10 protein-coding genes are annotated in these 11381 nt (G+C 68.4%); 6 read left to right on the top strand and 4 right to left on the bottom strand.

Annotated elements, in window-relative coordinates:
- Nucleotides 1-2 precede the first annotated feature (2 nt).
- Entirely contained in the window at nt 3-524 is a 522-nt protein-coding gene (locus AXK61_RS05470) for a nuclear transport factor 2 family protein (protein ID WP_068571334.1), read from the top strand.
- Here the strand turns inward: AXK61_RS05470 and AXK61_RS05465 are convergent.
- Genes AXK61_RS05465 through acs form a run of 4 tightly spaced genes read right to left on the bottom strand, consistent with a single transcriptional unit; the run spans nt 497 to nt 5132 of the window.
- Nucleotides 497-1459, bottom strand: coding sequence for an ABC transporter ATP-binding protein (locus AXK61_RS05465; protein ID WP_068744204.1), 963 nt, complete (start codon nt 1457-1459; stop codon nt 497-499). The genes AXK61_RS05470 and AXK61_RS05465 overlap by 28 nt on opposite strands.
- Nucleotides 1456-2283 (bottom strand): ABC transporter permease, encoded by an 828-nt coding sequence (locus AXK61_RS05460; protein ID WP_068744202.1) that lies wholly within the window; start codon nt 2281-2283, stop codon nt 1456-1458. Before AXK61_RS05460 ends, AXK61_RS05465 begins: the two co-directional genes overlap by 4 nt.
- Nucleotides 2276-3139 carry an ABC transporter permease gene (locus AXK61_RS05455; RefSeq protein ID WP_082789226.1) on the bottom strand — a complete coding sequence of 288 codons (864 nt, stop codon included), beginning with the start codon at nt 3137-3139 and terminating at the stop codon, nt 2276-2278. Before AXK61_RS05455 ends, AXK61_RS05460 begins: the two co-directional genes overlap by 8 nt.
- Before the next feature lie 46 nt (nt 3140-3185).
- Entirely contained in the window at nt 3186-5132 is a 1947-nt protein-coding gene (gene acs / locus AXK61_RS05450; protein ID WP_068744200.1) for an acetate--CoA ligase, read from the bottom strand.
- Between the two features lie 214 nt (nt 5133-5346).
- Here acs and AXK61_RS05445 point away from each other — a divergent pair, with 214 nt between their 5' ends.
- Genes AXK61_RS05445 through AXK61_RS05425 form a run of 5 tightly spaced genes read left to right on the top strand, consistent with a single transcriptional unit; the run spans nt 5347 to nt 11372 of the window.
- The gene (locus AXK61_RS05445) at nt 5347-6978 is read left to right on the top strand and encodes a peptide ABC transporter substrate-binding protein (protein ID WP_331710550.1); all 1632 of its coding nucleotides are present in this window, start codon (nt 5347-5349) and stop codon (nt 6976-6978) included.
- 6 nt (nt 6979-6984) lie between these two features.
- Entirely contained in the window at nt 6985-7911 is a 927-nt protein-coding gene (locus AXK61_RS05440) for an ABC transporter permease (RefSeq protein WP_068744196.1), read from the top strand.
- The gene (locus AXK61_RS05435; RefSeq protein ID WP_068744194.1) at nt 7904-8851 is read left to right on the top strand and encodes an ABC transporter permease; all 948 of its coding nucleotides are present in this window, start codon (nt 7904-7906) and stop codon (nt 8849-8851) included. Before AXK61_RS05440 ends, AXK61_RS05435 begins: the two co-directional genes overlap by 8 nt.
- Nucleotides 8851-10575 carry a dipeptide ABC transporter ATP-binding protein gene (locus AXK61_RS05430; protein WP_068744192.1) on the top strand — a complete coding sequence of 575 codons (1725 nt, stop codon included), beginning with the start codon at nt 8851-8853 and terminating at the stop codon, nt 10573-10575. Before AXK61_RS05435 ends, AXK61_RS05430 begins: the two co-directional genes overlap by 1 nt.
- A gap of 59 nt (nt 10576-10634) precedes the next feature.
- Nucleotides 10635-11372 carry an oxidoreductase gene (locus AXK61_RS05425; protein ID WP_068744190.1) on the top strand — a complete coding sequence of 246 codons (738 nt, stop codon included), beginning with the start codon at nt 10635-10637 and terminating at the stop codon, nt 11370-11372.
- The last annotated feature ends 9 nt before the right edge of the window (nt 11373-11381 follow it).

Raw genomic sequence — 11381 nt, 5'->3', positions numbered from 1 at the left:
CCATGACCGTCGACGATCTGCTCGCCCGCACCGAGATCCACGACGTGGTGCTGCGCTACTGCCGGGGCATCGACCGGCTCGACCTCGATGCGGTTCGCGCCTGCTATCACCCGGGCGCGGTCGACCACCACACCGGATTCGACGGCCCCGTCGAGGAGTACGTGCCCTGGGTGCGCGGGCAGCTCGAGTCGCTGGGCGGCACGCACCACCAGGTGGGCAACCACCTGTGCGAGCTGTCCGGGGACGTGGCGGTGGTCGAGACCTACTGCACCGCGACGCACTGGTCCGCGCCCGGCGCGGAGCTGCAGGCCTACCTGACGCTGGGCCTGCGCTACGTGGACCGGTTCGAGCGCCGGGCCGGACGGTGGGCCCTCGCCGAGCGCTGGGCCGTCACCGACTGGACGCGGTGGGAGAAGGACCTGACCGGGCCGCTGGGGATTCCCGAGGCGGGCCCGCCGCCCGCACGGGGCGGCGACCCGGTCGATGCGCTGCGCGCTCAGGTGTTCGGCCGGGATCGCTCGTAGAGCCGACGGACGACGTCCTCGACGTCGGGTTCCTCGACGGTGAGGTCGCGCACCGTCGAGCACGCCGAGATCGCCGACAGGACCGCCGGAAGCGGGCCGGTGAGCTCGAGCCGCTGCCGGAGGCCCCCGCCCTCGCTCGCGAGGTGCCGGGCACCGTCGACCTGCAGGTCCGGGGTGGGGCGGTCCAGGTCGACCACGAGTACCCGTGCGGCGCCGACGGCGTCGATCAGGCCGGGGAGGGTGCCGTCGAACGCGGTGCGCCCGTGATCGACGACGAGGATGCGCTCGCAGAGACGTTCCACGTCGCCCATGTCGTGCGTGGTCAGCAGGAGGGTGAGGCCGCGCTCGCGGCGTTCGGCGATGAGGAACTCCCGCAGGCGCTGCTTGCTCAGGACGTCGAGGCCGATGGTCGGCTCGTCGAGGATGAGCAGGTCCGGCGAATGCAAGAGCGCCGCGGCCACTTCCGCGCGCATCCGCTCACCCAGGCTGAGTTGCCGCACGGGGCGGTCGAGGTACTCGCCGAGCTCCAGTTGCTCGATCAGTCGGCCCGCCCGCTCCTTCGCGACCGCGTCGGGCAGGCGGTGCACCGCAGCGAGGATCTCCAGCGACCGACCCGTGGGCAGGTCCCACCACAGCTGCGAGCGCTGCCCGAAGACCACACCGACGCGCCGGGCCACCTCGCGTCGCCGGGCCAGGGGATCGAGCCCGACGGTGCGCACCGTCCCGGAGGTGGGCACCAGGATGCCCATGAGCATCTTGATGGTGGTCGACTTGCCGGCGCCGTTCGCGCCGATGTAGCCGACGGACTCGCCGGGGGCGATCCGCAGGTCCAGGTGGTCGACCGCGGTGGTGACGGATGTGGTGCGGCCGTTCCATCCGCGCTTGACGAAAGTGCGGGTGAGGCCCCGCGTCTCGATGATGTGTTCGCCGGTCATCCGCCCGCTCCTCGGTAGTGTCGCAGTCCGAACCGCCAGGTCGCGCCCGCCAGGGCCAGCACCCACACGGTGACCACCGGCAGCAGCCACGCCGCGCCGGGCTGGAAGATCCCCTGCCCGGGCAGGCCCAGGACGTACAGCGCGGGAAGGTATCCCGTGAACGCCAGCGGTAGGACGAAGCCGAAGGTCGCCTTGATCGCTCCCGGCCACACCGACGCCGGCTGGGTGGCCGCGTACCGGCCGCCGTACACGAACGAGCTCGTGAACTCGGCGGCGTTGACGAGGACGAACTGGCACCCCGCCGCGATGACGAAGACGGCCGCGTAGATCATCGGCCCGCACACCAGCGTCAGCGCCAGCATTCCCACGGTGCCCGGCCCCCAGTCGATCCCGTTGTGCGTGAGGGCGTATCCGAGGGCGAACAGGCTGACGACCGGGCGGGTGAGCCGGTGGATCCGGATGTCGCTCGTCATGAGCTGCAGCAGGATCGGCTGGGGCCGCAGGTAGAACACGTCGATGGTGCCGGCGCGCACGTAGCGCGGCAGCTTGTCGAGGTGGCCGAAGAGGATGTCCGCGGCGCAGAACGAGAGATCGGCGAGCGCGAAGACCAGGAGGACGGCCGAGAAGGTGAGGCCGCCGATGACCTTGGCGTTGTGGAAGAGCAGCCACACCTCCGCCAGCTCGACGAGGCCGAGGATCAACGCGGAGAACAGGTCCATCGCGAGGGAGGCCCGGTAGGTGACCTGGGCCTGGACCCTCGAGAGCAGGACGGCGCGGTACGGGGCCAGCGGCCCGGGTCGGGGAGCGGGGGCGGTGTCAGCCACCCTGCACCTCCAGGCGCCGTCGGCCTGCGAGGGTCAGCGCGTGCCCCAGCGCGAGGACGGCCACCGACCACCCCGCCTGTACCGCGACGGCGGTGAGCCCCGCGGCGGCGTCGATACGCCCGGACAGGATGTCGCACGGCGGCATGAGGATCCACCCGAAGGGCGTGTACTCGGCGATCCGGGCGAGCCATCCGGGGAACAGGCCGACGGGTACGAACATCCCCATGAGGAAGGTGCCGGCGACGACGTAGAACATCTGGATGCCGCGGGTGTCCACGACCCAGAAGCCGAGGATCTGTACGCAGTACAGCAGTGCCTGCGCGAGCACGATCGACAGGAGGACGCTGAGCACGCCGAGCGGGTACGCCGCAGCCTCGCCGGCCCAGGCCATCATGGACGTCGCCGCGCCGATCACCACGAGTGGCAGCGCCCGCGGGATGAGTGAGTAGATCGCGCCACCGATCGCCGTCGCGAGCGTGGCGAACTGCACGTCGACGGGTCGCAGGAAGTCGATGGCGATGTCGCCGTTCCGGATCCGCTCCGCCAGGGAACCGTCGCCGCCGAACGCGCCGATCGCCGTCAGCATGCCCTGCGACAGGAAGATGTAACTGACCATGAGCTGCGGGGTGTACCCGCCGGCCGCGCCTCCCGCGCCGGAGAGCGTCGCCAGCAGGATGGCCATCTTGATGAACCCGAACACGGCGTTGGTGAACACGCCTGCGACCGCCGCGCCCAGGTAGGTGGACTGCTGGCGGAAGCCCGCCACCGTCAGGCGGGCGTACGGGAGGACGATGGACCGGACGGAACGGAGAAGGGCGGTAGGCCCGGACACCGCGGTCGCGTGTTGCGACGTCACAGTGGCCTGACGTTACCGCCCTCCGGCGTCCCGGGCCAGCCCTCGGCTAGCCCTTCTGCTTGCGGATGTTCTCGAACACCGACGGATCGACGAGGGTGGACGTGTCGCCCAGCTCGCGGCCCTCGGCGACGTCGCGGAGCAGGCGGCGCATGATCTTGCCGGACCGCGTCTTCGGGAGCTCGGGCACGATGTTGATCTCGCGCGGCTTGGCGATCGGCGAGATGTCCTTGGACACCTGTGCTTTCATCTCGTCGACGAGGCGCGCGGGATCCGAGTCGTCGACGCCCTGCCGCAGGATGACGAACGCGGCGATGGCCTGGCCCGTCGTCGCGTCGGAGGCGCCCACGACCGCGGCCTCGGCGACGGCGGGATGCCCCACGAGCGCCGACTCGACCTCGGCGGTCGAGATGCGGTGGCCGGAGATGTTCATGACATCGTCCACGCGGCCCAGGACCCAGAGGGCGCCGTCCTCGTCGTACCGCGCACCGTCGCCCGCGAAGTACCAGCCCTGATCGGCGTAGCGCGACCAGTAGGTGTCCACGAAGCGCTCCGGATCGCCCCAGATACCGCGCAGCATCGCCGGCCAGGGCTGGTCGAGCACGAGCAGGCCGGACTCGCCGCGGGGCAGGCTGTTCCCGTCGTCGTCGACGATGTTCGCGCTGATGCCGGGCACGGGCTCCATCGCCGAGCCGGGCTTGAGCGTCGTGGTGCCGGGGAGCGGCGCGACCATCGCGGCGCCCGTCTCCGTCTGCCACCAGGTGTCGACGATGGGGGCCTTGCCGGCGCCGATCACCCCGCGGTACCAGCGCCACGCCTCCGGGTTGATCGGTTCGCCGACGCTGCCCAGCAGGCGGATCGAGCTCAGGTCGTGCGCGTCGGGGATCTCGCGGCCCCACTTCATGAACGTGCGGACCAGCGTGGGCGCGATGTAGTAGATCGAGACGCCGTACTTCTCGATGATCTCGAAGTGCCGGTGCTCGTTCGGCGAGTTCGGGGTGCCCTCGTAGATGATCTGCGTGGCGCCGTTCGCGAGCGGGCCGTACACGATGTAGGTGTGCCCGGTGACCCAGCCGATGTCGGCGGTGCACCAGAACACGTCCTTCTCGGGCTTGAGGTCGAAGAGGTAGTAGTGCGTGTACGCGGCCTGCGTCAGGTAGCCGCCGGAGCTGTGCACGATGCCCTTGGGCTTGCCGGTGGTGCCGGAGGTGTACAGCAGGTAGAGGGGGTGCTCCGCGTCGAAGGCCTCGGGCGTGTGGTCCGACGATGCCGCCCCCACGCTCTCGTGCCACCACACGTCGCGGTCGTGCCAGTCGATGTCGTTCTTGCAGCGCTGCACGACGAGGACCTTCTCGACGGACTGCGCCTTCTGCCCGTCGACGTCCATGTCCAGCGCCTCGTCGACGTTGGCCTTGAGCGGCGTGGGCTTACCGCGGCGGAACTGGCCGTCGGTGGTGATCACGACGCGGGCCTGTGCGTCGTCGATGCGGGAGCGCAGTGCGCCGGCGGAGAAGCCGCCGAAGACCACGGAATGCGTCAGACCCAGGCGCGCGCAGGCGAGCATCGCGACGATGGCCTCGGGGACCATCGGCATGTAGATCGCCACGCGGTCGCCGGCGTTCAGGCCCAGGGAGCCGAGGTAGTTGGCCGCGCGGCTGACCTCGTCCTTGAGGTCGGAGTAGGTGATGTCCCGGCTGTCGCCGGGCTCGCCGATCCAGTGGATGGCGACGCGGTCGCCGTTGCCCGCGTCGACGTGACGGTCAACACAGTTGTACGCGACGTTGAGCTTGCCGCCCACGAACCACTTGGCGAACGGGGCGCCGCTCCAGTCCAGGACCTCGTCGAACGGCGTGTCCCAGTGCAGCCGGTTCGCCTGCTCGGCCCAGAAGCCCAGACGGTCGGCTTCGGCACGGTCGTACAAGTCCCTACCGTGCGTGTTGGCCTGAGCTGCGAATTCAGCGGGCGGCGGGTATGCGGCGGCAGCGGAATCAGTCATGGGTCAATCGTAAGGAGCGTGCGGAGGGGAGGCAGTGGAAAGTCGAAAATCGACGGTGCCGGACGCGGGGTTGCAGACGGTTGCACCTGGTCGACGGTGATCGGGTGATGTCGGGCGTCCAGATCCGTTAGCAGTGCTGGCGGTTACCGGGACAGCGAGCCCGAGCGGTCTTAAAGTGCTGAACACCAGATGGCCAACTCAGGCGGAGGTAACAGTGAGAACACGAAGTAGGCGATGGTCTGCGGCGCGGGCGATCCTCGCGACGGCGGTCGCCGCGACCCTGGCGGTGTCGGGGTGCAGCATGGAGGGCGCGAGGTCCGTCAACACGACGGGACAGAACGCGATCATCCGGGCGTTCGCGGGCGAGCCGCAGAACGGCTTGGTGCCGACGAACACGAACGAGCAGATGGGAGGCCGCATACTCCGCGCGCTGTTCACCGGACTGTACGAGTACAAGGCGGACGGAGCGCTCGAGCTCGCCAACGCGGAAGCGGTCGACACCACTGACAACAAGCACTTCACGGTGAAACTGAAGCGCGACTGGAAGTTCACCGACGGGACGCCGGTCAAGGCGTCGAACTACGTCCGTGCGTGGAACTTCGGCGCCAACGTCAAGAACCTCCAACTGCAGCAGGACTTCTTCGCCGCGATCGACGGGTTCGAGGACGTGTCGAAGAAGGGCTCGGCGGTCGAGGACATGCGCGGCCTCAAGGTGGTGGACGACTACACCTTCACGATCGATCTCACCGAGCCGAACATCGACTTCAAGCTGGGCCTGGGTCACTACCCGTTCATGCCGCTGCCCGACGTCTTCTTCACCGAGGGCAAGGACAAGTTCGGCCAGAACCCGATCGGCAACGGCCAGTACAAGCTCACCCAGTGGCGGCACAACGTCCAGGCGGACCTCGTCCGGAACGACGACTACAAGGGGGAGAAGCCGAAGAACGGCGGGTTGTCGTTCATCTTCTACGCCACACAGGACGCCGCCTACACCGACCTCGGGTCGGGGAACCTCGACGTCATGGAGATCCTCCCGCCGAGCGCTCAGCGTTCGTACAAGAAGGTGCTCGGAGATCGGGCGATGGAGCGGTCGACCGCGCAGACGCAGGCCTTCTCCATCCCCGAGTATCTGGACCACTTCAGGTACGACGAAGAGGGACGGCTGCGTCGTCAGGCCATCTCCATGTCGATCAACCGACCGCTGATCATCGACAAGGTGTTCTTCGGTTCGCGCAAGCCGGCCCTGGAGTTCACCGCCCGCTCGATTCCGGGTTGGAACGGAGACATTCCCGGGAACGAGAACGTGAAGTACAACCCCGAGAAGGCCAAGCAGCTCTGGGCGCAGGCGAATGCGATCCGCCCGTGGACGGGCTCGTTCCAGTTCGCCTACAACACCGATGGCGGCCACCAGACGTGGGTCGAGGCGGTGTGCAACCAGATCAAGAACACGCTCGGGATCGATGCGTTGCCCAAGCCGTACGCCACCTTCAAGCAGATCCGCACCGAGGTGACCGCGAAGTCGCTGACCTCGGGAGCACGCACGGGCTGGCAGGCGGACTATCCGTCACTGCTGAACTTCCTCGGGCCGCAGTACCTGAGCACGGGTAGCTCGAACGACGCCGTGTACGCCAATCCCGAGTTCGACGCCAAGATCCGTGCTGCGGAGCAGGCTGTGGACCAGACGACCTCGAACCGCCTCGCGAACGAGGCGCAGGAGATCCTGCTGCGCGACCTGCCGATCATCCCGCTGTGGGACTACTTCGCGGTGGGTGCCCGGGGCGAGGGCGTGCAGTCCGCGCTGACCTGGAACGGCGAGGCCGACTACGCGAATACGACGAAGGGATAACCGACGATGCTGAGATATCTCCTGAGTCGGCTCGGGCAGGTGGTGATCGTCTTCTTCGGTGCCACCCTGCTCATCTACGCGCTCGTCTTCCTGGTCCCCGATGATCCCATCGCGGCACTCGGCGGCGACAGGAAGCTGCCGCCGGACGTGGCCGCGGGCCTTCGCGCCCAGTACCACCTGGACCAGAACTTCTTCGTGCAGTACTGGTACTACATCAAGGGCGTGTTCTCGCTCGACTTCGGCACGTCGTTCTCCGGGCAACCGGTGTGGGACGTCATGAAGCGGGCGTTCCCCGTCACGGTGAACCTGGCGCTCATCGCGCTCGCGGTCGAGGCGGTCCTCGGCGTCTTCTTCGGCGTGCTCGCCGGCCTGAAGAAGGGCAAGTGGTTCGACACCACGATCCTCGCGGTGTCCCTCATCGTGATCGCGGTGCCGATCTTCGTGTTGGGCTTCATCGCGCAGTACGTCTTCGGCGTGAAGCTGCAGTGGTTCCCGGTCACCGTCGGCGGCAACCTGGACTTCTACCACCTGCTACTGCCCGGCATCGTTCTCGGCCTCGTGTCCTTCGCCTACGTCGTGCGGCTGACCCGGTCACAGGTGGCCGAGAACCTCACCGCGGACTACGTACGCACGGCGACCGCCAAGGGCCTGCCGCGCTGGCGCGTGGTGATCGTGCACGTGCTGCGGAACTCGCTGATCCCCGTGGTGACCTTCCTCGGCGCCGACCTCGGTGCGCTGATGGGCGGCGCGCTCGTCACCGAGGGCATCTTCAACGTGCCCGGCGTGGGCGGCACCATCTACCAGGCGGTGATCCGCGGCGAGGCGCCCACGGTCGTCTCGTTCGTCACCGTGCTCATCTTGATCTATCTGATCTCCAACGTGGTGGTCGACCTGCTCTACGCCGCCCTCGACCCGAGGATCCGCTATGCCTGACAACAAGACCTATCCCGGACAGGAGCGATTCGTCGCCGCTCCGGAGGACGTGATCGTCGGCGCCGTCGACGCAGTCGCGAAGGACGTCGAGCCCGCGGGCTTCTGGAAGACCGCGTGGAAGGAACTGCGCCGCAAGCCGCTGTTCTGGGTGTGCGTGGTCATGTTGACGCTGATCGTGCTCTTCGTGCTCTTCCCGTGGGTGTTCGCGCACCAGGACCCGCAGTACGCAACCCTCGATCGCTCCCTGTTGCCACCGAGCGGCGAGCACTGGTTCGGCACGGATCAGCTCGGGTACGACATCTACACCCGCACCGTCTACGGAGCTCGTGCGTCCGTCCTGGTCGGCGTGCTGACGACGATCGCGGTGGTGATCATCGGTGGTCTGCTGGGGACGATCGCCGGGTTCTACGGCGGTTGGTTGGATTCCGTGATCGCCCGCGTCGCTGACATCTTCTTCGGCATCCCGCTCATGCTCGCCGCAGTGGTCGTCATGCAGATGATCAAGGGGCGCACCATTTTCACCGTGGTGCTGGTACTCGCGATCTTCAGCTGGCCGCAGATCGCCCGTATCGCACGGTCGGCAGCCATCTCGATCCGGAACGAGGAGTTCATCACCGCATCGAAGTCGTTGGGGGCCTCCAAGGTTCGTACCCTCTTCACGCACGTGATCCCGAACTGCCTCGGTCCCGTGATCGTCATCGCGACCATCTCGCTGGGCATCTACATCGTCACCGAGGCGACGCTGTCCTACCTCGGTATCGGCCTGCCGAAGACCACCGTGTCGTGGGGGATGGACATCGCGGCAGGTAAGGATCTGCTCCGCGAGGGCACGCCCATCCTCTTCTACCCCGCCGCCGCGCTGGCGATCACCGTGCTCGTGTTCATGATGCTCGGTGACGTCCTGCGCGACGCGCTCGATCCGAAGGCGAGGACCCGCTGATGGTCGATCAACCGAAACCCCTCCTCGAGATCCGCGACCTGGTGGTCGAGTTCCGGGTGCAGGATCGCCAGTTGCAGGCCGTGCGCGGCGCCAACCTCACGGTCTACCCGGGCCAGACGGTGGCCATCGTCGGCGAGTCCGGCTCGGGTAAGTCCACGACGGCAGCGGCCGTGATGGGCCTGCTGCAGGGCACCGGCAAGGTGGCCGGAGGCCAGATCGTGTTCGACGGCCAGGACCTGTCGAAGGCGTCGGAGAAGGACTTCCAGAAGATCCGCGGCAGCGGCATCGGCCTGGTGCCGCAGGATCCGAACACGAACCTGAACCCACTGTGGCGGGTCGGGTTCCAGGTCCGGGAAACGCTCAAGGCGAACAACGCCGAGCAGGGTGACGCCAAGAAGCGGGCGATCGAACTGCTGGCGGAGGCCGGGATGAAGGATCCCGACAAGCGCGTCAACCAGTACCCGCACGAGTTCTCGGGCGGCATGAAGCAGCGCGCGCTCATCGCGATCGGCCTCGCCTGCCGGCCGAAGCTGCTCATCGCCGACGAGCCGACGTCCGCCCTGGACGTGACGGTGCAGAGGCAGATCCTCGACCATCTCGAGTCGCTCACGCAGGAACTCGGGACCGCGGTGCTGCTCATCACCCACGACCTGGGGCTCGCCGCCGAGCGGGCCAGCCATCTCGTGGTGATGTACAAGGGGCGCGTCGTGGAATCCGGTCCGGCGCTGGAGATCCTGCAGGATCCGCAGCACGAGTACACCAAGCGACTCGTCGCCGCGGCACCGTCGCTCTCGGCCCGCAGGGTTGAGGCACCGTCGGTGGGCGACGTGGTGACGGACGCGCCCGGGGTGACCATGGTCAAGGAGGCCGAGGTCGAGCTGGAGTCGGTGGTGGACGGCGTCGTCGACGCGGTGACCCCCGGCCCGGCAGAGGTCGTGGTGGCGTCGAACCTGGTGAAGGACTTCCCGATCCGCGGATCGATGCCCTTCCAGAGCAGCGACTTCCGTGCAGTCGACGGTGTGAGCTTCACGATGCTGCGAGGCACCACCACGGCCGTCGTGGGCGAGTCCGGCTCGGGCAAGTCGACGGTGGCGCAGATGGTCCTCGGCCTGCTCGAGCCCACCAGCGGCACCGTCGAATTCGACGGGGTGGACGTGCGCACCATCCGGGGTGCCGACGCGAAGGCCTTCCGGCGGCGGGTGCAGCCAGTGTTCCAGAACCCCTACGGTTCTTTGGATCCGATGTACTCGATCTACCGCGCCATCACGGAGCCGCTGGTGGTGCACGGTGTCGGCGACAAGAACTCGCGGGTGGACCGGGCGAAGGAACTGCTCGAGATGGTGGCACTCCCGAACGACACCATGCACCGGTACCCCAACGAGTTGTCGGGTGGCCAGCGACAGCGCGTCGCGATCGCGCGGGCGCTGGCACTCAACCCCGAGGTGATCGTGCTCGACGAGGCGGTCTCGGCGCTCGACGTGCTGGTGCAGGCGCAGATCCTGACGCTGCTCGAGGGGCTGCAGAAGGAGTTGGGCCTGACCTACCTGTTCATCACCCACGATCTGGCGGTGGTCAAGCAGATCGCGCACCAGACGCTGGTGATGGCCGGCGGCAAGGTGATGGAGCAGGGGCCGACGGACCGGGTGTACGACAACCCGACCTCGGACTACACGCGCAAGCTGATCGACGCCATCCCCGGCGGGTCGATCGAGCTCGCGAGCTGATCCGAGGACGGGCGCCCGGGGCGGCCGGGCGGCGGCGACGTGCGGGCTAGGGTGGTCGAATGACCGACCCGCTGAGCCCGCTCGTCGCCGTCCCCGCCGTCGCGGAGGCGGCCGCAGCCGCCCGGGAGTCGCTCGCGAAGGTGCACCGTCATCCCGCGAACCGTCGGGAGTGGCGGGCGACGGCGACGGAATCCTCGTTGCGCGGGGCCCGCGCGTCGGCGGCGCTCGACGGTGCCGCGGTCGCTCTCAGTCGTGACGAACTGATCAACGATCCGGTCCTGGCGGGCGCGATGCGCGCCTACCAGGCGATCGACGGCGACCTGCTGGACGCGAGCGTCGGCGTGTGGCGCCGCGCTCCGCTCCAGGTCCTGGCCCGGTTGCACACGTTGGCGGCGGCCGACCTGGTCGACGGTGACGACTCCCGCCTCGGCCGGCCACGGCCGGGCGCGGGCGAGCGGCTCTCGTTGCTCGCGCAGCTGGTCACGGGTGGTACGGAGGCGCCCGCGCCGGTGGTCGCGGCCGTCGTGCACGGGGAACTGCTGTCGCTGCGTCCCTTCGAGGTGTCCGACGGGGTGGTGGCCCGCGCCGCGTCGCGCCTGGTCACCGTGGCGTCCGGTCTGGACCCGCACGCGCTGGGGATCCCCGAGACCACGTGGCTCAAGTTCGCCCCGAGCTACGCCGATGCCGCGGACGCGTTCGGGATGGGGGACCCGGACGGCGTAGTGGCGTGGGTGGTGTTGTGCTGCCAGGCGCTGGAGGCGGGAGGAGCGGAGGCACTCGCGTTGGCCGAGCGCTGATCGCGCCAC

This window comes from Tsukamurella pseudospumae (genome assembly GCF_001575205.1).
GTDB classification, from domain to species: domain Bacteria; phylum Actinomycetota; class Actinomycetes; order Mycobacteriales; family Mycobacteriaceae; genus Tsukamurella; species Tsukamurella pseudospumae.
The sequence above is the reverse complement of the archived record's forward strand: the minus strand, read 5'-3'. Positions and strand labels throughout refer to the sequence as shown.

Bases quoted from the DNA above. Each gene is read 5' to 3' on its own strand.
- AXK61_RS05465 (WP_068744204.1), bottom strand. From the start codon at position 1,459: ATGACCGGCGAACACATCATCGAGACGCGGGGCCTCACCCGCACTTTC.
- AXK61_RS05425 (WP_068744190.1), top strand. From the start codon at position 10,635: ATGACCGACCCGCTGAGCCCGCTCGTCGCCGTCCCCGCCGTCGCGGAG.
- AXK61_RS05440 (WP_068744196.1), top strand. From the start codon at position 6,985: ATGCTGAGATATCTCCTGAGTCGGCTCGGGCAGGTGGTGATCGTCTTC.
- AXK61_RS05435 (WP_068744194.1), top strand. From the start codon at position 7,904: ATGCCTGACAACAAGACCTATCCCGGACAGGAGCGATTCGTCGCCGCT.
- AXK61_RS05470 (WP_068571334.1), top strand. From the start codon at position 3: ATGACCGTCGACGATCTGCTCGCCCGCACCGAGATCCACGACGTGGTG.
- AXK61_RS05430 (WP_068744192.1), top strand. From the start codon at position 8,851: ATGGTCGATCAACCGAAACCCCTCCTCGAGATCCGCGACCTGGTGGTC.
- acs (WP_068744200.1), bottom strand. From the start codon at position 5,132: ATGACTGATTCCGCTGCCGCCGCATACCCGCCGCCCGCTGAATTCGCA.